Raw genomic sequence first — 19,871 nt, 5'->3', positions numbered from 1 at the left:
GAACAACCCGGTAAAAACGTGAAAGCCAAGTCGGGCTTGAATAAAGCCATTCTGGATCAAGGCTGGGGAATGTTCGTGCAGATGCTTGAATACAAGCAGGCCTGGTTGGGTGGAGAGGTGTTAAAGGTTAACCCCAAGCACACCTCTCAAACCTGTCCGTGTTGCGGTCATGTAGCGAAAGAAAATCGTTTAACGCAGTCAAAATTTGAGTGTGTTGAATGTGGATACACTGAAAACGCCGACCTAGTCGGTGCTTTGAATGTGTTAGCCCGAGGACATCGGGTGTTAGCCTGTGGAGTTGAGACGTTGGTCCCGACAGTGAAGCAGGAACCGGTGGGAAGGCGCAAGTCACACCCACTCTTAACGGCTTAACGCCGTTGGAATCCCCGTCGTTCACGGCGGGGAGGATGTCAAATCGACCTCGTGTTTTACAACTTCAAGCTAAAATGTTTCTTACTCATTGATCTAAAGCTCGGTAAACTCACTCACCAAGATGTCGGTCAAATGGATACCTATATCCGCCTATATGATGAACAACGCAAAGGCGAAGATGACAATCCAACAATTGGCCTGGTGTTGTGCAGTGAAAAAAGCGAAGCCGTTGCCAAATACTCGGTGTTGGCCGATCAAAAACAACTCTTCAGCGCCAAGTATTTACCTTACCTACCCAGTGAAGAAGAGCTCCAGCGCGAATTACAACGAGAGCGAGAAAAGGCATTTAAAATGTTGCGAGACGTCTAAGCGATTATCGTGTGTAGTTTAATGTGCATGAAACGGCTAAGATTATTAGCATCGAAGAGGTAAAAAAACGTTATGAACGCACTTACTAATTATCAAGTGATTGAACAAGCGGGTCGCCCAGCGTTTGTGGTGGTGCCTTATGATGAATTTATGGCAAAGTTTTCTGAGCCAGTTGAGCAAGGCTTGATTCCGCATGATATTGTGGTGCGTCATACTTAACATGATGTGCCGTTAGTCAAGTGTTGGCGTGAGCATTTGGGTATTGTGTTGACCTTCGCATGGTTAAAAGAGCAGGGTTATAGCCTTGATCTTCAAAAGCAATATCGAAAAAGCAGGTGGTTTGATTCAATCGGTACCGGCGCTATGATTCGTCACGGCGATCAAGTCGATTATCTAGGTGGTGTGTTTGCCTTACAGAACCAATTGGGGTTATCCGTTCACCCAGGTGCGAAAACCGCTTTAAATCTTCAAGGTAAAGCCCACTATCTTGAGTTATCTAGCACCAATGCACAGCTATTTGGCGCGAAAGAAGATAAGTTGCCGCTTTGGTTTAAACGTCGTGATTGGGGCGTGAACGTAGATTGTAAGTTGACTTCGTTCCTACCACCCAGCTTGGGTTTAGTTGATATGGAATACAAGACCTTTAGTATTCGTGTTTCAAGCCCGGCTAGGGCAATCATGGAGTGTTTATATTTAACGTCGGGAACAGAATCCTTAGTGGAAGCCTATCAGCTTATGGAAGGTTTGAACAACCTACGCCCAACGAGCGTTCAAGCGCTTTTAGAGACCTGTACATCAGTTAAGGTGAAGCGTTTGTTTTTGTTCATGGCAGAAAAAGCTGGGCATGATTGGTTAAAGTATCTTCAGCTTGAAAAAATAGATTTTGGGTCGGGTAAGCGTTCGCTTGTGAGTGATGGCGTTTATGTATCCAAGTACCAGATAACGATCCCGCAAGCCTTAGCTGGGGCGGTGTTATGACTCAAATCTATCGAAAACAAGTCGCGCTACGGCGAATTAAAGCGCGAAGAGAAACAGTTCGCCCATCGGTGCGGATTGAGAATAAAGCAGAGGGTTGCAAATTTTTATTATGATTGTATATGTGCTATCATTTCTCTATGAAAAAAATTGTAATTGATACCAGCGTCATCATCAGTGCGTTGATTGGCGAGCAAGGTCCAAGCCGAAGGTTGCTAAGAAAGTGCTTAGAGCAACAACTCAAGCCTGTGATGAGTAACACCTTATTTACAGAGTATGAGGATGTTTGCTTTCGAGAGAATATCCAACTACGCTGCCCATTGACAGAAGCCGACACAAGGCAGCTTTTAAACGCCTTTTACTCGACTTCGCAGTGGGTGTCGATACATTATATTTGGCGCCCAAATTTAAGAGATGAGGGCGATAATTTTCTGGTTGAGCTGGCTGTTGCAGGTAATGCCAAATACATTGTGACCAATAACGTAAAAGATTTTAGTCAAGCGCAACTGCGTTTTAATTCCTTTTCAGTCATCACACCAGAACAAGCAATAAAGGAGGGCATATGGGAACGCTAACAATTCGTTTACCCGATGAACAACACAGCCGACTCAAAGATTTGGCGGCTCACAAACACCAAAGCCTAAATAAGCTGTTTGAAGAAATTTCAACTCGCATGATTGTTGAATTCGACACCGAAACACGTTTTAAAACACTGGCGGCGCAAGGCGATTTAAAAGAAGGCTTGGTTTTGCTGGATAAGTTAGATGCGCATTTTAAAACCAATACAGAAGCCAAGTAAATTATGATTGGGCGGATTAATTGATGTGCACCGCATCACCAGGCCTGGTTGAATGAGGATTATCAACGATAAATTTATGGCAAAGTTTTCTGAGCCGGTGGAGCAAGGCTTGATTTCGCATGACATTGTGGTGTGTCATACTGAACATGATGTGCCGTAAGTCAAGTGTTGGCGTGAGCATTTGGGTATGACACAGGTGGAATTGGCACAGGCCTCGGGTATACAACAACCCGCGATTGCGCGAATTGAATCCAGTATCGATTACACGCCACGCAAAACCACACTTGAAAAGCTAGCCAAAGCCATGAGCATTACGTTCATCAATTGTTGGTTGAATGAAAAATTATGGCAAAAAGACTCTGACATCTTTTTTCTAGACATCATTTCCAAGAGCATCCCGAGCAACTGCTTTGGCCAAGCGAATCTACGCCGCCAAAAGAAGGCTGGATATTTGTGCCGGTGGATTGACAGGTCAGGCTGCTTGATTGTATGTTAAATACTTAATAATTTCTCAGCGCTTTAAGTAATTATAAGTGCTATATAAGTTTTGCATTAATAATGCCACTACTAAGTAGATGATAGTTTTTTATTTTTGTAATGTCTGCGCTCGCTTCTTTGGAAGATAATAGTGGGTGTGTATAAAGTTTTAAAAATTTTAAAGTCGAAATTTAGTTTGATTCCGTTTCAATCACTCAGATAATAGTCAATATACCACTCATTATGTAATTTTTAGGATCGTTTTTAGGTGCCTATATTAGGTATTTTAATTTTTTGAGACCTAACTTAATGCATAAAAAATAATAAAGCTATACAATAAGGTTTTTTAAAATTGTATTTGGAGGGTTTCTCCAGATGCTAAATGATATGAGATCATAAGACATGAACAACAGGTTCGTTAAAACTAAATTTTCAGGTCACGAAACCTTTCCTTTGCGATACGGATGGCTTTACAAGGGGGTTAAGTATCTTACTCTAAATAACGAGTTAAAACCTGGCGTAAGTGAATTGTTGGAAAAAGCGGTTGTTGATCTAGGAATTGGCAAGAACATGGTTTCTTCGATGAAGTATTGGCTAGAAGCATTCCGTATGACAGAGACAGTGAATGGTAAGCAGGAATTAACTTGTTTAGCAAAAAATATATTTAATGGAAGCGATGCGTGGGATCCTTATCTAGAAAACATAGGCACCCTTTGGTTGCTGCATTGGGAACTTTGTAGTCAAACAGAGCCTTTAAACTCTTATAGGTGGTTTTTTAATTATGTGTCTTCACAATCATTTTCAAAAGAATCATTGTTGATGTTAGCCCACTCTAGCTTCGAGGATATTGAAGACAAGCCTTCACCAAAAACGCTTGAAAAGGATATTGATTGCCTTCTGAATTCGTATGTTTCAAGGGTTAATTCAACCAAGACTATAACCGAAGATTCTTTTTCCTGTCCTTTGCAGGAGTTAGGTCTAATTTCACAAAATAGTTCAAAGTCTTATATTGCGGCTGTAGAGAAAAGACCTAACTTTCCAATTGAAGTTTTTACGTATTCACTGGTTGAGTTTTGGAGGTCAAGTTATTCATCGCTAAAGACTATAAGCTATGAAGATATATTGTATAAACCAGGAAGCCCGGGAAAGGTATTCCGTTTGTCGGTTGATGGGCTTAATGAAATGCTAGACGGTGTTAGTTTACTTACACAACAAAAAATAGACTGGACTGATACTCAAGGATTGAGACAAATAAAATGCGAGGCTATTGATGAATTGTGCTCTTTTACAATATTACAAAAAATGTATCAAAGGAGTGTTTAACTAATGAAGTTGTCGCAAATATACGGCGTTAAATCAAGATATAGTCGTTCAACTAGAATCGATACAGATTTTTGTGCTAAATCATTTGATGGCTTACTTTTTCATGCAACAGCAGAAAAAACACTCAACACTATCGCAAATGAATTTAAGAATAATCATCGAGCTTTTACTTTAACGGGTCCTTATGGCTCTGGAAAGTCCACAGTAAGTTTATTGCTAAGCGGGATTTTATCGAATGATCCGGTAATTAATGAAAAAGTTACGCAAATCCTTGGCACAGACAATGTTGAGTTTTATAAGTCAAGGTTCAATTGTAATGAACAAGGATTTTTAATTATTCAGGCGGTTGGTGGTCTAAATTTAACAAGAGACATGTTAATAGAGTCAATTAAAAAATCATTAAAATCCGGCAATTTTACCAGTACACTTCAGTGGTTATCCAATCAATCGATAAGCTCAGATTATGAGTTTATCGAAGTTTATAAAGAGTTGCATTCTAAATTATTAGGAAAAGTAAACGGCGTTTTATTAATTCATGATGAACTAGGTAAGTCACTAGAGCATATTAGTCGTGAAAATGGTGATTTACACATATTTCAAGAAATTGGTGAACATGTTTCACGATTAGCTTTACCTTCAATTTATATTGGTCTGCTTCACCAAGGGTTTAGTGAGTATGCTAAGGGCCAAGGCTTTAGAACAAGAGAGGAGTGGGCAAAAATTCAAGGGCGCTTTATTGACGTTTTGTATCAAGTGTCTACTGACGAAATAATGACATTAATCTCTGCTTCAATTGAGCTTAAAGAAGAAAAACCGGCTAAATCTTATGTTCGGATAAAGGAATATCACAGCGATTTTATCAACTCTTATGCTCGTGAAGATTTAAAATCTAGTAAATCATTTTCCAAAAACGTGTTGTCCCTAGGCCCCCTTCATCCATATGTTGTTTCAGCTCTTGGTATTATTTCACGTCGACAGTTTTCTCAAAATGAACGCTCCATTTTTTCCTTTCTAGGCTCGCTTGAACCAAACAGTTTTAGATCTTTCCTAGAAAATACAGATGATGGCTCTGATAAACTTTATGAATTGAATGATTTGTGGGACTTTTTAGAGCACAACTTAGAATTTCATATTATACCCAGTGAGGATGGCGCAAACTGGAACGCAGTCAAAGACGCGTTAAATAGAGTTCACTTAAAGTGCAAATCGAATCATGCATCGAAAATTTTAAAATCCATTGCAATCCTTAATTTATTTGGTGGGGCTACTCATTTATTTGCATCTGAAAATGTGATTCGACTGGCAAATATATCCTTAGAGGCTAATGAGGTTAAGCATGCTCTTAGAGAACTAGAGCAACATTCAATTATTCAATATAAATCCCATATTCACTCTTATGTAGTTTTTGCTGGCAGTGATGTGGATGTGGTACAACTTGTAAAAAATTACTCAAAAAGTATTGGCACTGATGATTGGTTAAGTGAAGTTAGAACAGCAGTATTGAGGCATTTAATAATTGCTAAACGGTTTTATCATGAAACAGGTTCACTTAAGTGGCTTGATATTAAAATTGTTCAAGATTTTGAAGCAGTCAGAAAGTTATGTGAGCATTGGCTACCTGATAGAGGTTCGTCATCAACCTTAGTACTAACCTTAGAAAAGGATGTTTATGATTCGTGTTTAGAACATAAATCATCATTCGAAAACAGATATGTTTTTGGGTTAGTAACAGATTTTGAAAGTTTATCAGAGCCGGCAACAGAGTTGTTTGCATTACGCTTAATTGAAGCAAAAGAAGGAGGCGTACTAGCTCATGACAAAATAGCAAGACAGCTAGTTAAAGAACGAAAAGCTATTGCACATAGACAACTTGAAGCTAAGTTGAAATCGTTATTAAAAAATATTGTCTGGGAAGGTGAAGAGTCATTGATCCTAACAGAACTCGCTTCGAATATTATGGAGAAAGTATTTCCAAAGTCCATTAGCTTAAATAATGAAATGATAAATAGAGAAAAACTATCTGGCACAGCTGTGACAGCAAGAAGAAAACTCATGGAGATGATGGTTGACTCTGCTTGCTACACGGAAGAAAACTTGGGGTTTGATAACAAATTCCCGCCAGAAAAAGCAATATACCTGTCATGTATAAAAAACCTAGGGCTTCATGGTTTACAAGGTCAGTCTGAATGGGGGTATCAAAACCCTACTTACTTACCTATTAAGGAGTTATTTGATACTACTTTAGCGTTTTTATCTTCTAGGAGCTTTATTGTATCCTTAGACCAGATTCAAAAAATGTGGTTCGCACCGCCGTACGGGCTATCTAGCGGCTTATTCCCACTATTCATCACAGCCTTTATACAGTTAAATCAAAAAATATTAGCCATATATGATTATGATGTATCACAAAAGTTTAAGTTTGTTCCTGAAGCTGATGAAATTATCGTTACAAAAATTCTAAAGAAGCCTGAGCATGTTGGGATTAGGTTTACAAATCAAATGAATCTTCAGCCCCATTTGATTAAGCGGTTATCAGAGATAAATACGGGTATAAGAAAATATAAAGAAGAGAGTGTACTAGCCGTTGCAAGAGAATTGGTGACATTCACTGCCGCGTTGCCTAAATGGACGCAAAGTACCCGATCTTTGAGTAAAAAAACTATTCAATTTAGAAATACAGCACTTAAATCAGATGATCCCTTTAAATTAGTTTTTGAAGATATCCCTGAAATATTTGGACATCAACAAGATATGAATCCAGAGCTCATAAGAAATGATTTAGATGCATCAATTTCTGAATTGAGAGAGGCTTTTCCCTCCTTGCTAAATAGTTTTAAACAGCAAATAAAAGAAAGTATGGGCGAGTTTGATAGTTCATTTAAAGAGCGTTGCAGAAAAGTGGCGGATACAGCCTCTGATTATCGATTAAAAGGTTTTGCAGAACGTTGCTATAGTGCTACAGATGAGGATATAAAGTGGATTGAATCAATAATTTCGCTTTTAGCATCCACTAGTAGCTTAAACTGGACCGATGGAAAAATAGATATTGCAAGAGAGTCTTTAAACACATTTGTCAGAAGGTTTTATCAAATACTAAAGTTAGATACCAAAATAAAGACTCATGACATTATGACAGTTTCTATTTTGTCTGAGGTATCAGGTGAACAACAAGAGAACATGATTCATATTAAGATTAAGGAAATTGCAGATAGTGATGGTTTGCAAAAGCAAGTTAATCAAACGCTGTCCAGCCTAGACCCAGATTCAAGAATATACCTTCTTAAACAGTTGTTAACTTCAGAGATTGAAAAATTAAAATAGTAAAAGGTATTTTGAACGATGGAATACAAGCAAAAACATGTATTAGGATTGTCCGGCGGTAAGGACAGTGCCGCACTAGCTGTCTACATGAGAGATAACTATCCAAGCATCGATATTGAGTATTTTTTTACAGATACGGGTAAAGAGCTTCCCGAGACACTAGATTTTTTAAATGAGTTAGAGGCTTATCTTGGTAAAGATATACACCGTATCGGTACCGAGGATCGTCAAGAGAAAGATTTTGATTACCTACTTGAGTATGAATTCAATAACTATTTGCCATCACCCCAGCAGCGTTGGTGCACGATACAAATGAAGTTAGTCCCGTTTGAAAACTGGGTTAAAGAATTCCTAGATGATGGCTATGAAATCTTTAGTTATGTAGCAATACGTGCCGATGAACCGATGAGAGAGGGCTACAAACCTACACATGATTTTCTTAAAGTTAGGATGCCATTTGTAGAAGATGGTTTAATAAAGAAAAACATTGAAGATATTTTAGAGACATCAGGACTTGGTTTACCTAAATACTACGAGTGGAGATCTCGGTCAGGTTGTACGTTTTGTTTCTTTCAGCGAAAGATTGAATGGATACGTTTGAAAGAGCGTCATCCTGAGCTATTTGAAGATGCAAAACGTTATGAGAAAAAAGTTGGCGAAACACCATCTGGCCATGCATATTACTGGCTAGGAAAGGACACTCCATTATCGACATTAGAAAACCCCGAAAAAATACAGCAGATAAAAGAAGAGCATGAAAAACAACTTCAGCGATATAAAAAACGTTTAAGAAGAAACGCCTTACTTGACGTTGAAGTTTTGGATACAAAAGTAATGGATGAGATGTACGATGACCAAGAGGGGGCAGGTGCTTGCATCACCTGTTATAAATAATGTTATACCTTGATTATGCTGCATCTACACCCGTTTATCCTGAAGTAGTTGAAGAAATGAGGTACTGGTTTGAGGAGGGGTTTGCAAATCCTTCTTCAAACCATGCAATGGGTCAAGAAGCAAAAGCGGCGATAGATAAAGCAAGAGAGTTTATATCTAATGAGATCGGCTGCTACCCCTCTGAAATCATTTTTACATCTGGTGCAACCGAATCAAATAACCTAGCTTTAAAAGGTTATTGTTTAGCAAATCAGGATAAGGGTAAGCATATTATTACTTCTTCAATTGAGCATAAATGCGTTTTGAATACCTGTGCTTATCTTGAAAAGCAGGGTTTTGAAGTAACCTATTTGCCAGTGAAGCCAAGCGGGCATGTAGATCCAGATATACTGAGAGCGGCAATACGGCCAGATACCATAATGTGTTCAATTATGACAGTTAACAATGAAATCGGTACCATACAACCCGTTAAAGAAATCGGCCAAATTTGTTTTGATGCCGGTGTTAAATTTCATACGGATGCCGCACAGGCGATTGGAAAAATGGATATTGACGTTGAGGATATGAATATTGATTTCTTATCTATGTCAGCGCATAAATTCAGAGGCCCTAAAGGGATCGGTGCGCTTTTTATCCGAGATGCAAAAACGATAAAAATGGATGCACTTATTCATGGAGGTGGACAAGAGCTTGGCTTAAGAGGCGGGACGTTAGCAACTCCTTTAATCGTAGGTATGGCTAAAAGTTTAATATTTTATAAAAGAGATTATTTAAACTCAGTGAAAACTGGTATTTTTGACGACATCTTTGATACTTTTTGTAAAAAATTCAGTGGCAAAGATTTTTATGAAAATGGTGACATTCCGAAGCTATCTCATATTCGCAATATCACAATTTCTAACAAAGATATCATTACTTTATTTGATAAAAATATGCAAGGTTTTTGCTTATCCAGTGGATCAGCCTGCTCATCAAAAGAAATAAAGCCATCTCATGTTTTGATGGCTTTAGATACTAATAACGAGGTAAGGCTAATGTTTTCCTACAGAATAAGTCTACAACCATCCGGATAGCTTATCATATACCCTTTCGCATAAATGTTCACTGCGTTTTTCTATAAAGGCCTTATCCCAAGACAATCCCTCTGCGCCTCTATACGCAATAGGCGCAACAGTAACTAGGTAAGATGTTGTGCTCGATAAATTATGAAGGGATGGCGGGAAATTACTTAAGTGGTTTGCTGTTAACCCAAGATTAGTTAATAGCTGTTGCACTTGGTAAGATTTATTAGCTGTCGGCGTAGTTAAGCTCCAATAGAAGAATACTTTTTCAGGCCACTCAGAGTCGATCGAAGAATTTTGTTGTCTAGAGAAGTTAGCTAAGTTTCCAATTTTATTTACCACTGACGTATTTCCTGGGTAAATTTGTAAATCGAAATAATTTTTATATTTTATGTTTTTAGGCATATTCTGTGGAGCCACGTGTTCAATTACTTCGTGATCAGAGTTAAACCATTTTGCACATGTCAAAAGATCATTAGCACCTGATTGTGCACTAGTTAACAATCCTTCATATCCAGGTCGGGTATCTGCGGTTGCATCGTGATGAGCACAAAATAAAGCAAATTTGGATACTATTTGTCTTTTATACCACTCTATATTTTTAGCTTTTAGAACCCATTGAAATTTGGAAGTTTTATTGTTATTAATATCAAAAACTTTTTCCCTTGTTAGTGCTGTCTTAAACTTATCTTTCACAAATTTTACTTTTTGATTTGCTTTACCATTTCTTATTGATATATTGTTAACATCTGTAAATAATTCAGTGTAAACTTTATCGGGAAACCTTGTAGACAGTGATCCCATCCACAATGTAAAGAAAGCAGCTGTTGCTTTACATACCTCCTCAAAATCACTTAGTGCTTTTATACGGTTCGGTGTTCCCGGGGCCGAATCGAAAATCAATCCATAAAACACACTAAGTAGAATGTATGATTTTGTGTGGTTTGCTTTTTTTAGATAGTATATGCATAAAGTAGTAATGTCTGCTTGTTTAGTGCCCATTCCTAACTTTGATAAGTGGTTAGATATGCGGTATGTTTGTGAGTTAATCTTTGGCTGATTAGGAGCAACAATTTCATTATAAAATTCTGATTGTATGGCAATATTCTTTAAAAAAAGCTCTTTATCTACAGCTTGAGTCAATGCTGTGAAGGTATTGTTCAACCAATTTCTTCCGTCACTGAATTTAGCCGATATGATTTCACCATTGTATGTTACAGCTGACGATACAATTATCTTGTCATTTAATCTCTCTTTTGCATCAGAAGTTGTTTCTGTCTCAAGGATGTTCTCGATCCTATCTATAAATGGTTTTAGTGTGGTCTGATAGCTATTGCCGACAGAAGATACGGCTTTAGGTTTGAAGACTTCAAAAGAAGTTAGGGGAGTGCCAGATGCATTTAATGTCTGAAACATATCAAAAGCCAAATCTTCGTTTTGGCATCCAATAACTACAATGAAACAGTTTTTATGAAGAAAATGACATACTCCTAGTAGAAAAATACCATGTCTTATTATTTCCTTTTCATAAACAGACAATGCATTAAATTGCTGTACATTTATTTCAAATTCGAGAAACTGGAATAAGTTTGAATCCGAATCTTCATTTGCAGAGATAAAGTCAGCCGCATCGTTATCCGTGAAATCATGAAGACCCTCACTCAAGCAATAAATGAACGTATCAGTATTTTCAGCAACCTTTTTATCTGCAGTTAGTAAATTTTTGTTTGTAATAAAATGTGCAAAAAACTTAGATGTATTAGATTTGTAATAGTCTGTCCAATTACCGTTAAGTGTCCATTGATCTGTCTTTATAGAAGACGAGTGATCAAATGCTCTAATTATTCTAGGCTTCTGACTTGGGTTTGCATTTTGCTTGTTAATTGTAATTGAGTAATAATCTTGAAGGGGGTACTTAGCATTTGCTAAATTATTTTTTAACGCCTTTAAATAATCGGTTTTATCTTCACCTATTTTTTTAACTAATTCATCAATTGTTTTTTCTAATATGCACGCTAGTATACCAATGGATGTTATACGCTGTTGGCCGTCAACAACATTTGAAATAAGTGTTATTAAATTTGCATTATCGTAATGCGTGCCTACAACTCTTTTATTTTCATTATGAAGAATTGTTGTGCCTAAAAAACTGTATTTTCTTTATTTTTTATTGTTTTTTTAGTATTAAAGATAATATCTTGAATAAGATTTCTACAATTTTCAGTATCCCATGAGTATTTTCTTTGGTATAAGGGTATGTAAAAAGCTCTGCCTGACTGGCTAAGAAAGCTGTGTATATTTTCAGCACTTTCATCGAATTGTTTTTTCATAGTTTCTCTCCTAAATTTATCAATATTAATTGGTTTTTTCTATTCAGTAAGCGCCAATATCATATCTTCTGCCATGCGGCCCCAGTCTTCTCTAATTCGCCGTATGAGTCGCTTTTCTTTTTCATCCTCCGCTTCTAATTCCACTTTTGCAAAAGCCGCAATGATTAACTTAAAAGCATTAAATGATTGATCATCTGACTCAAGTGTCGAACTGATTTCTTCAAATGGTTTAATAAAATGTTCAAAAGCTTCATGGTCGCGATTAAATAAAACTAGAACTTTTCCGCATTTTATTTGTGTACTAAAAAATGAGTTGCCGATGGCTATCGGGCTAACCCCGAATGCAATGCTTTGTGTTTCTAACCAATCCTTTACAATCTTTTGTGTTTCTAAACTGGTACTATCAAGGCCTAAGCTTTCAAGTGAGCGTGTCATGCTTTCTTTGACTTCAATTGGATTGTCGATAGGCTCAGGTTTGTGGTTTGTTGCTTTTGAATAGGCTGCATCAACGCGATCTTGCTTTGGTTCACCCGTGAGCTTATTTTTTGAACGCATAACATTAGGTAAGGCATGTCTTGCGTTCACTATCATTGAATTTACTTTTTTTATTACATTTTTCACTAGGATATATCTTAAGTCTTGATTTCTTTCTAGTTCGAATTCGTTTTCTAAACCTTCTTCAGCTAGCAACTCTTCCATGGTAATGAGATTAAATGCCGTTGCGGATTGCTTGTTATTAGTTACGCCAAATAGTTCGTCTAGTGCGGCAGGGAAGTGTACTTCAATACTCCAAAATCGTTCTTTTGGATCACCTGATTTTACGAAAGTTTTATTAAGTTCAAGCTCTCTACCTTCTCTTACAACTGAAACGCCAAGGTGCTTGTTAACTTCTTTGCCGAAAGGACTACTACCAGGGGCATCACCTGCTGTATGAAACCAGGCCTGCTCAACGATTGCTGTTCTAATAACGACCTTGTGTGTTTCACCATCTAATGTAATATCAATAACTTCTTTAAAAAACTCATGAAACTTTGCTCCTGAATGCTTTTCAGGCCAATCCGCATCTTCTAAAGTATAAGCTGGATCATAGGGCTTTACGATTTCTTCACTGCTTATGGCGTTACCATTCTGGGTGAAAGCTTGTACAGTTATGTTAAGTTTGTGGTTTGATTGGTATATATATGAGGCACTCTTGTCTTTCGTTAGATAGTATCGATACATTCTCCCTAAAAGTACGGCCGTGTTTCTGAAGAATGCTTTATGTCTTTTCCATTTGAGTCGAGTTAACTTAGACCAAATAACCAATGTTCCTGAGTCCTCGGTGGTTTCTAAGATTTCAATCCATTTTTTTGGAAGTTGATCAACGCGTATTGGATTTTTTAATGTTTCTGCTTCTGTAGCAATAATTTCATCTATGTCTAAATAACTAAAATAAATTTCACCGTTTTGCCATGAGTAAACTTCAACACGGTCAGCTTGTGAAATAGATGCATTAGGCAACCCCATGCCAAACTTACCCATACCGCTTTTTGCACCTTTACGTGTTCCTACACCAAATGCCAGTGCTTGGCCAAGTATATCACTGCTCATTCCTGATGCATTGTCATATATGCCAATCTCAGTTATTGTGCCACCAGTATTAAGGGCGCTATTATCCTGGTTTTCAATAGCTATAATCTTGATGTCTATATCTCTATTTAATCCATAAGCTGCTTGTATGCTGTTGTCGACTACTTCAGCTACTGCATGTGCAGCATCTTTGTAGCCGCTAGATTTCATCGAGTCAATCACAAGGCTTGTTGGAAAAATTTTAGTGCTCATTGTTAATCCTTTAGTCAAAATAGCGATCGAAATAGGTAAAAGCAATCTCGGCATCGTTAAAGCCAAGGTTGTTGTCTACAAGTGTATAGATTTGGCAGGTTTCAGTTCCACCGGATTTTTTCCCACGCATAGCCCTGCCCACCATTTGGCTATATAGAGAAATCGATGTTGTTGGTCGGCCAATTACACACACGTTAGTTTTTGGCGCGTCAAATCCGGTAGTAAGTACACCATAATTAACAATAATATTGTATTCTCCGTTTAGATAACCACTTATGCTTGCTTCTCGATTAATCGCGTTGGATTTACTTGTAACGAGAGTAACTTTGTATTTTAAAAGCTTTAGGTAAGCAAAGATTGCCGTTGCACTATCAACTGAAGGTGCGAATACAATGACCGAGTTATCTTCTTCTGCTGACTGAATGCATTCAATGATCTTAAGGTTTCTTTTAGCGTCCTCACCTAACCGTTTTAAAGTTCTGCTTGAAAAGTCCATTCCACTAGTTAGATTACGTAATTCTTGTGGGCTTATTGGTTCACCTTCGTTGTAATTTATTTGGTGGAAAGTTGGTTTTGAGAGGTAGTCTCTGGACTGAAGATATGCGATCGGTGAACTATCTGGAGTTGTGAGTGTAATTTTGTTGGCATGAAAAAAGTCTGCAAACGCTTGGTTCTTGTGAATGTTAAATGTATCGCGCCCTGGTGTAGCTGAAAGTCCAAGTAGTGATGACTCAGTACCGGCACTAGTTAGGTAGGTAACAATTCTTTGATAAGTTGGAGCTAGAATTTTGTGGGCTTCATCAAAAACAGTCAGGCCAATCCGACTAGAAAAATGAATGATATCCTTCGTAGTGTTATTGCCTTTATTTAACCATTTATTGATTTTATGTACACTTGCGACCACGAGCGTATCATTTTTAATGTCGGTGAGATCAGATGGATTATTACCATAAAAATCAAGCATACTAATTTTTCTATTACCCAAAAAACGCCAAGCTCTCTGAAACTCATCAAAAGCTTGATCACATAGCTCTTTTGTATCAGCAATCCAAAAGACAATAGATTGATTGTTCTTAAGATATTCACACACGATATGCATACCAATCCGGGTCTTTCCACCTCCGGTGGGGATATGCAAAATAGCTCTGTCTACTTGATCAATAATCAATGCTTTCGTTTCGAAGTAAGCACTTAGTTGATAAGGATATAGCAGGTAATTCGGTTCTACTGATAATTCTTTCTCTAGATATTCGTTTTTTGTATGCGGTTGAATTACAGGCTTGTTAAAGTAGTAGTTGTTTAAATGGTTAATAATAGTTTTTGCAGGCGTGTTATTTAAGGAATCCCATGGATTGGTACAATCGCCAGCATCACAGCTGCTAATACTTGAATGTAGAGACAGTGCTTTATCTTTCGGTAAATTACTTATGAATGACTTAAGGTTATTTTCAGTATGAAAAAAATCCGTGCCGTAAAGTGTAAATATCATCGCTGCTAATTTGTGATCATCAAGACTATCAATGATTTTAATAATTTTTAATACCGATTTTGGCAAGTATTCACAACAGGCTAGAATGCCTTGACTTTCAAGCTCCCTGATAAACCTATCACTCATGCTTCAACCTTCATTAGTAATCTGCCAATATCTTGTCTAAGTCGAGTTATAGTTCGTTTTTCCTTAGTGGTTTCTGTCGAATCTTCACAATATATCCAGCTGCAAATAAATTTTGTAAATGCGTTATTGGTATTTGGCTCAATATTTAATGCGAGCGGGTGATTTTGATTTATTGAGACAATATATTGATTTTGCATACGACGATAAACAAACAACTCGGTTTCTGAATCTAAAGCAAGCGTTTGAAAGGTAAACGGTATCCCATTTAGATAAAAGGATTGTTGATCTTTTTTCACTTCTGATGGTATTGGGTTAATCGTAATTGTTTCAGGTGTGTTATTTAAATTTAATGAGTATTTTCCCGCCCTTTGTAAAACAGTCATTTCATTGGCGAGGCTCTGAATAGCGTGCTTGACGCTCAATATGCTCGTACTAAGAATAGAGGCCATTTCTCTTACAGAAAGCTCTTCATGTTTTTTTAGCAAACTTAGTATCATTGTTGATTTTTCTTCTTCATGCATATCTTGATTCATATACACCTTAATTTTCACATCATACACATTTGTTCAATAGTGATCTTTAACTGTCACATGAATAGGTAACTTAGTGTTTTTTTATGTAGTATTGCGTTAATACATGAATTTACCATAAATAGCTTGGAATGGTGCATCTTTTTTAACCTTAAGTGTATTCTGCTCAAAAAAACAGTCAAGAAAAATCGGATAATTAAAAAACACAACTAATTGTTTTTCTCTGTGCATTTATATAGGTTTAGAAACCTACTTCTCAAGTATGAGCTGACAGCTAATTTGATTTGTTTTTTAGTAAAAACTAACAAGAAAAGACCTTTACAGCTGACCCTAGTTAGGGTTAGCGATCTTATCGCAATAATAGATAGTCGAAAATCGGATCGGCACCGTTTATCGCTTGATCAATACCTGTATTGGTCAAGCGTCGTTAGTTTTTAGCTTACTTTATGGCAGCGTAATATTAAATTATCGCCGCTATAGAGGTCACCAACCAGGCCTGGTTGGCTTCACCATTATTCAAACACTTTATCAAACTTCTCCAGCGCATCCATAAACGTTTTTCTTGCTTCTTGGTAGGCGATTTCAGTGTCTTTTCGTTTGGGGTAGTTGTGTCTGCGCTTTTTGCTCAGGTAGTGTTCAAAGCTGAGGTTGTAGTCGTTGTCGGCCAGCTGTTGGGTGGTGAGGGTTTCAATGATGTTGCTGACACTAAAAAACACCTCGGCATTGGCTATCTGCGCTTCATCCCAGAAGGGAGCTTGGGTTAGGTTGATAACATTATCCATGTTGCCATTCATTACATAAAAACTGCTGTATTCTCGTAGATACACCATTTTTATTTGATGATCGGGTTTTAGGCGTTTTCGTTTGTTGAGCACCAGCAAGGATAATTGGTTGTATTGGGATTGGCGGGCATGATCGCTATGCAGTGAGATTACAAAATCCACCCATTGGTTATTGACTAATTGCTTGCGCAGCTGAGCATCATAGCCTGAGCGACGTAAAAAACCATCCTGCACCAATAAAAACCCGATGCCTTCATCCTTTAAACAGTGCATCGCATATTGAACCCATATCGCATCCGAGGCATATTTAGGAATAGTTTTTTCAAAGTGTATTAACCCAAAGCTGTGGGTGGGTCGGCGCTCGATGCTATTGAGCGTATAAGGCATGGCGGGAAAACTCAGATACACATCGGCTTGTTGTGCCTTGATGCCATTATAGCCGGTTAGCGGATTATTGAGCGTGGTGCGTAGGGTCTTCTCGATGAAGTTCTTGGTCTCGGCACCTTGATTGGCCGTGTGCTCAAGACGTTCGAGGTGATTTTTGAATAGGGTTAATTGGTGTGCTAGGGTTTGAGATGATCGATTATTCATTTCACAATGGCGAATCGGTGGGGTGTCGAACGGATAGGGTTGCTCGAGGGTTAATAACCCTAAGCCGGCACAGCCATCGACGATATGGATCGGTTTTTGGCTCGATGCGGGGTGTTGATCTAAGCCATAGCCCGCCATCAAAAGACAGATCATGTGTTTAATGTGTGGGTTGATCTCATAAAACCCCAGTGGTTCGGGGTTGCGGCGAATTAAGCCAAGCAGGTCATTATAAAAACGCGCAGGCGCTTGCTCGTCCATGTAGTATTGGCCGAAAAACATCAGCACCTGATGGATGCGCGTTAGGGGGGATTTTAGGTCCGCCAGTTCGCTGGGCTGCTTTAGATTAAACGCCTGTTCGGGTTTGTCAGCCTCTATTGGGTAGGCCCATTGATAATGTTGGTAGAGTTGCATCAGTTGAGTGCTGACCTGATCGGTTTGGTTTTGCTGTGAGGCTTGGCGCAGTGGTTCAACCCAGTCCTTGTGGAAAAACGTGAGCACAGCCAGCCCCACAAATAGGCTCAGCTTGTCATTAAGCTCGGGTAGCATCAGCTCATTGGTCAGGTTGTAAAATTGCAATGATTTTTCAGCTTCGAACTTAGCCGCTTGCTTGGCGGCCAGCGCTTTAGCTTTCTTCGCCGCTATCTCCTCTGGGGTGGGTTTGGGGTTCATGCGTGATTGGCGGATTGGGAATTCCGTATCTTTTGCTATAGCGGCGTAGTATTCCTCAAGGCTCTCAAACGGCTCGGGTTCATCAATGCCAAGCAGGTAGTTTAATTGCTGGTCCGCCGACATTTGATCAAAGGCCTCATTCTCAAGCTGGCGCGCTCGCGCTTGTTCTGCAAACAACCATTCAAAGGTCTCCTCAAACCAAGGATCAATAGATTTAAAGTTAGGTTGGATTTCAGCCATGTGGTTTCTCCTCGTTGGTATCAAACAACTGGGATTCAAGGCGCAAACTGGCGCACTGCATAAGCTTTGCATTGTGTAACGCTAATTGGTCATACTGCTTTACCGCTTTCTTGAGTTGGCGTGATACCTCTGGGCTGGGCGGATTAAAAGCTAGCTCCTTAACCCACTTCACTGTGATATTGATCATTTTTGGAAATTCCTTTTTAACCACCTGTTCTCTAAACCATTGTGAGTTGAGATACACCAGTATGGCATACGCCTCGGGTTGATCGGGCTTGGGGCGCAAGCAAATCATGTTGTTACTAATCAGCAGGCGGGTTTTATCGGGTACTGTGCTAATCATCGCGACCTGATAACTGGTACTGCGTGCGCTAATGACAATGTCATTTACCTGCAGATAATGTTCTGGTTTGATTTTGGCTTTTAAGGTTGGTGTTAAAGTCACATAAGGGACATGGGCGAGTTCGCGCGCGGTGAGTAGCATGGATTGGGCTAAATCCTGCGGGCGAATTAATTTAAAGCCCCCCTCATAGGCGGGCGCTTCATAATCGCTGACTTTGCTCAGCGCAATACCCGAGCTGACTTTAATAATCTGATGAAGTGTTTGCATAATGGCATCCAAATGGGTGGTTGTGTCATTTATTATAGCCATGTTAGGCTTAGGTGTAAACAGTGGTTGATTTAAAAATAATTAACATAATTTAAAAAATCATTTGACAAGTGGTGGTGGTTGGCAATATTATACACCCAAGCTTTAAATATTTATTTTTGAATTAGAAGAAAGCGGGATAGCAAGAACACCCTATACAACAAGACATACGCTGTCCTTTTTTTTACGCTTACATTGTATTCCAATCTAAAAATAAAGTAAAGCACATGACACCAAAAGGAGAACACTATGTCAGAGATTAATACCTTGAAAACCGATCATCATCTTGAAGCGGATTTTCATCAGCCGGTGAGTTTTGAGTCGATTAATGGGTTGCACCGCATTTTTCGTAATGCGATTGAGTATGAGCAATACAAGCGTCTGCGCCTCAATGTCAATTCGCCGGGTGGGGAGTTTAGTGCCTTAACCCATTATTTGTGGTATCTCAAAGCCATGCGCCATCAGGCTGTTGAAGTGGCCACGCTGGGTCAAATTCAAGTGGCGTCTGCGGCCGCGATTATGGTGAGTATGGGCGATATTGGTCATCGTGCGGCTTATCCGCATACCGAGTTTGTGTATCACTTTGCCCGTTTGGGTCGGGTAGAACGCTTAACCGCCCAAAAAGCCGACTATTTACGCAAGGAGATTGAGGATGTTGATAAGACCATGCTCGATCAATTAGTTGAACACATTGCACCGGCGGTGGGCCAGCAGTCGTTTCCTCGAGGGGATATCAAAATCGGGCGCAGCCGGTTTGTAGCTAAAGCGGGAATGAATTTGGCGGAATGCAAACGCAAAATGCGTGCGGATCTTGAGCGTTTGTTTTTACTTGATTTGTCGATCACCGCCGAGCAAGCGCGTGATTTTTACCTGATTGATACCATCAAATTACCAGAGGGAGGACTTTAATATGATGAAAACCAAAAATACCAAACCAACCCAATCAACCCAGTCAACCAAAAAATCCGTTGCACCGGTTGCGCATAATGCCGATGGCGCCAAAAATCGCAAGAGCTCATTCCACTCGATTGCCTGGAATGGGGACGAGGTGGC

19 protein-coding genes are annotated in these 19,871 nt (G+C 38.8%); 12 read left to right on the top strand and 7 right to left on the bottom strand.

Translation table 11 applies throughout. The features are described 5' to 3' along the window. The 11 genes from NA59_RS13925 to NA59_RS13880 all read left to right on the top strand — a co-directional run. The coding region (locus tag NA59_RS13925) for an RNA-guided endonuclease InsQ/TnpB family protein (RefSeq protein ID WP_044414287.1) at window positions 1–372 on the top strand (372 nt) is incomplete at its 5' end. A gap of 51 nt (window positions 373–423) precedes the next feature. Next, the gene (locus NA59_RS13920) at window positions 424–741 is read left to right on the top strand and encodes a PDDEXK nuclease domain-containing protein (protein ID WP_044414284.1); all 318 of its coding nucleotides are present in this window, start codon (window positions 424–426) and stop codon (window positions 739–741) included. A 72-nt stretch (window positions 742–813) separates the two neighbouring features. Continuing rightward, window positions 814–960 (top strand): hypothetical protein, encoded by a 147-nt coding sequence (locus NA59_RS15270; protein WP_157792661.1) that lies wholly within the window; start codon window positions 814–816, stop codon window positions 958–960. Window positions 961–1,005: 45 nt separating this feature from the next. Continuing rightward, entirely contained in the window at window positions 1,006–1,719 is a 714-nt protein-coding gene (locus tag NA59_RS13915) for a type IV toxin-antitoxin system AbiEi family antitoxin (protein WP_232504113.1), read from the top strand. Window positions 1,720–1,856: 137 nt separating this feature from the next. Further along, window positions 1,857–2,291 (top strand): putative toxin-antitoxin system toxin component, PIN family, encoded by a 435-nt coding sequence (locus tag NA59_RS13910; RefSeq protein WP_044414295.1) that lies wholly within the window; start codon window positions 1,857–1,859, stop codon window positions 2,289–2,291. Further along, window positions 2,279–2,515: a toxin-antitoxin system HicB family antitoxin gene (locus NA59_RS13905; protein WP_044414277.1), complete on the top strand. Its 237-nt coding sequence runs from the start codon at window positions 2,279–2,281 to the stop codon at window positions 2,513–2,515. Before NA59_RS13910 ends, NA59_RS13905 begins: the two co-directional genes overlap by 13 nt. 181 nt (window positions 2,516–2,696) lie before the next feature. Beyond that, on the top strand, window positions 2,697–3,011 hold the full coding sequence (locus tag NA59_RS13900) for a helix-turn-helix domain-containing protein (protein WP_269763861.1): 315 nt from the start codon (window positions 2,697–2,699) through the stop codon (window positions 3,009–3,011). A 383-nt stretch (window positions 3,012–3,394) separates the two neighbouring features. Then, window positions 3,395–4,315 (top strand): DUF4007 family protein, encoded by a 921-nt coding sequence (locus tag NA59_RS13895; RefSeq protein WP_052501720.1) that lies wholly within the window; start codon window positions 3,395–3,397, stop codon window positions 4,313–4,315. Window positions 4,316–4,318: 3 nt separating this feature from the next. Further along, a complete protein-coding gene (locus NA59_RS13890; RefSeq protein WP_044414273.1) occupies window positions 4,319–7,636 on the top strand; it encodes a hypothetical protein in 3,318 nt (1,105 codons plus the stop codon). Between the two features lie 18 nt (window positions 7,637–7,654). Further along, on the top strand, window positions 7,655–8,530 hold the full coding sequence (locus tag NA59_RS13885; RefSeq protein ID WP_044414270.1) for a phosphoadenosine phosphosulfate reductase family protein: 876 nt from the start codon (window positions 7,655–7,657) through the stop codon (window positions 8,528–8,530). Further along, complete coding sequence (locus tag NA59_RS13880) at window positions 8,530–9,603, top strand: cysteine desulfurase family protein (protein WP_044414267.1); 1,074 nt, start codon at window positions 8,530–8,532, stop codon at window positions 9,601–9,603. Before NA59_RS13885 ends, NA59_RS13880 begins: the two co-directional genes overlap by 1 nt. On the opposite strand, the gene NA59_RS15765 is transcribed toward NA59_RS13880, so the two are convergent. The 7 genes from NA59_RS15765 to NA59_RS13845 all read right to left on the bottom strand — a co-directional run bounded on the left by NA59_RS15765 (window position 9,586) and on the right by NA59_RS13845 (window position 18,779). Next, window positions 9,586–11,724, bottom strand: coding sequence for a GmrSD restriction endonuclease domain-containing protein (locus NA59_RS15765; RefSeq protein ID WP_269763862.1), 2,139 nt, complete (start codon window positions 11,722–11,724; stop codon window positions 9,586–9,588). The two genes, NA59_RS13880 and NA59_RS15765, sit on opposite strands and share 18 nt — an antisense overlap. Before the next feature lie 8 nt (window positions 11,725–11,732). Continuing rightward, window positions 11,733–11,921 carry a DUF262 domain-containing protein gene (locus NA59_RS15760; protein WP_044414261.1) on the bottom strand — a complete coding sequence of 63 codons (189 nt, stop codon included), beginning with the start codon at window positions 11,919–11,921 and terminating at the stop codon, window positions 11,733–11,735. Between the two features lie 39 nt (window positions 11,922–11,960). Then, window positions 11,961–13,742, bottom strand: coding sequence for an ATP-binding protein (locus tag NA59_RS13865; RefSeq protein WP_044414259.1), 1,782 nt, complete (start codon window positions 13,740–13,742; stop codon window positions 11,961–11,963). Between the two features lie 10 nt (window positions 13,743–13,752). After that, window positions 13,753–15,357 (bottom strand): DEAD/DEAH box helicase, encoded by a 1,605-nt coding sequence (locus NA59_RS13860; protein WP_044414256.1) that lies wholly within the window; start codon window positions 15,355–15,357, stop codon window positions 13,753–13,755. Continuing rightward, on the bottom strand, window positions 15,354–15,890 hold the full coding sequence (locus NA59_RS13855; protein ID WP_044414253.1) for a hypothetical protein: 537 nt from the start codon (window positions 15,888–15,890) through the stop codon (window positions 15,354–15,356). The genes NA59_RS13860 and NA59_RS13855 overlap by 4 nt, the downstream gene beginning before the upstream one ends. A 509-nt stretch (window positions 15,891–16,399) precedes the next feature. Then, window positions 16,400–18,169, bottom strand: a complete 1,770-nt coding sequence (locus NA59_RS13850) for an N-6 DNA methylase (RefSeq protein WP_044414251.1) — start codon at window positions 18,167–18,169, stop codon at window positions 16,400–16,402. Beyond that, complete coding sequence (locus NA59_RS13845) at window positions 18,162–18,779, bottom strand: restriction endonuclease subunit S domain-containing protein (RefSeq protein ID WP_044414247.1); 618 nt, start codon at window positions 18,777–18,779, stop codon at window positions 18,162–18,164. The genes NA59_RS13850 and NA59_RS13845 overlap by 8 nt, the downstream gene beginning before the upstream one ends. Window positions 18,780–19,067: 288 nt before the next feature. Here NA59_RS13845 and NA59_RS13840 point away from each other — a divergent pair, with 288 nt between their 5' ends. Further along, window positions 19,068–19,727, top strand: a complete 660-nt coding sequence (locus NA59_RS13840; protein WP_044414244.1) for an ATP-dependent Clp protease proteolytic subunit — start codon at window positions 19,068–19,070, stop codon at window positions 19,725–19,727. Window positions 19,728–19,871 lie beyond the last annotated feature (144 nt).

The organism is Thiomicrospira microaerophila (assembly GCF_000934765.1).
In the GTDB taxonomy this organism is placed as follows: Bacteria; Pseudomonadota; Gammaproteobacteria; order Thiomicrospirales; family Thiomicrospiraceae; genus Thiomicrospira; species Thiomicrospira microaerophila.
The sequence above is the reverse complement of the archived record's forward strand: the minus strand, read 5'-3'. Positions and strand labels throughout refer to the sequence as shown.

Coding starts and splice junctions, on each gene's coding strand:
- NA59_RS15270 (WP_157792661.1), top strand. CDS start 814: ATGAACGCACTTACTAATTATCAAGTGATTGAACAAGCGGGTCGCCCA.
- NA59_RS13910 (WP_044414295.1), top strand. CDS start 1,857: ATGAAAAAAATTGTAATTGATACCAGCGTCATCATCAGTGCGTTGATT.
- NA59_RS13905 (WP_044414277.1), top strand. CDS start 2,279: ATGGGAACGCTAACAATTCGTTTACCCGATGAACAACACAGCCGACTC.
- NA59_RS13895 (WP_052501720.1), top strand. CDS start 3,395: ATGAACAACAGGTTCGTTAAAACTAAATTTTCAGGTCACGAAACCTTT.
- NA59_RS13890 (WP_044414273.1), top strand. CDS start 4,319: ATGAAGTTGTCGCAAATATACGGCGTTAAATCAAGATATAGTCGTTCA.
- NA59_RS13885 (WP_044414270.1), top strand. CDS start 7,655: ATGGAATACAAGCAAAAACATGTATTAGGATTGTCCGGCGGTAAGGAC.
- NA59_RS13880 (WP_044414267.1), top strand. CDS start 8,530: ATGTTATACCTTGATTATGCTGCATCTACACCCGTTTATCCTGAAGTA.
- NA59_RS15760 (WP_044414261.1), bottom strand. CDS start 11,921: ATGAAAAAACAATTCGATGAAAGTGCTGAAAATATACACAGCTTTCTT.
- NA59_RS13865 (WP_044414259.1), bottom strand. CDS start 13,742: ATGAGCACTAAAATTTTTCCAACAAGCCTTGTGATTGACTCGATGAAA.
- NA59_RS13860 (WP_044414256.1), bottom strand. CDS start 15,357: ATGAGTGATAGGTTTATCAGGGAGCTTGAAAGTCAAGGCATTCTAGCC.
- NA59_RS13855 (WP_044414253.1), bottom strand. CDS start 15,890: ATGAATCAAGATATGCATGAAGAAGAAAAATCAACAATGATACTAAGT.
- NA59_RS13850 (WP_044414251.1), bottom strand. CDS start 18,169: ATGGCTGAAATCCAACCTAACTTTAAATCTATTGATCCTTGGTTTGAG.
- NA59_RS13845 (WP_044414247.1), bottom strand. CDS start 18,779: ATGCAAACACTTCATCAGATTATTAAAGTCAGCTCGGGTATTGCGCTG.
- NA59_RS13840 (WP_044414244.1), top strand. CDS start 19,068: ATGTCAGAGATTAATACCTTGAAAACCGATCATCATCTTGAAGCGGAT.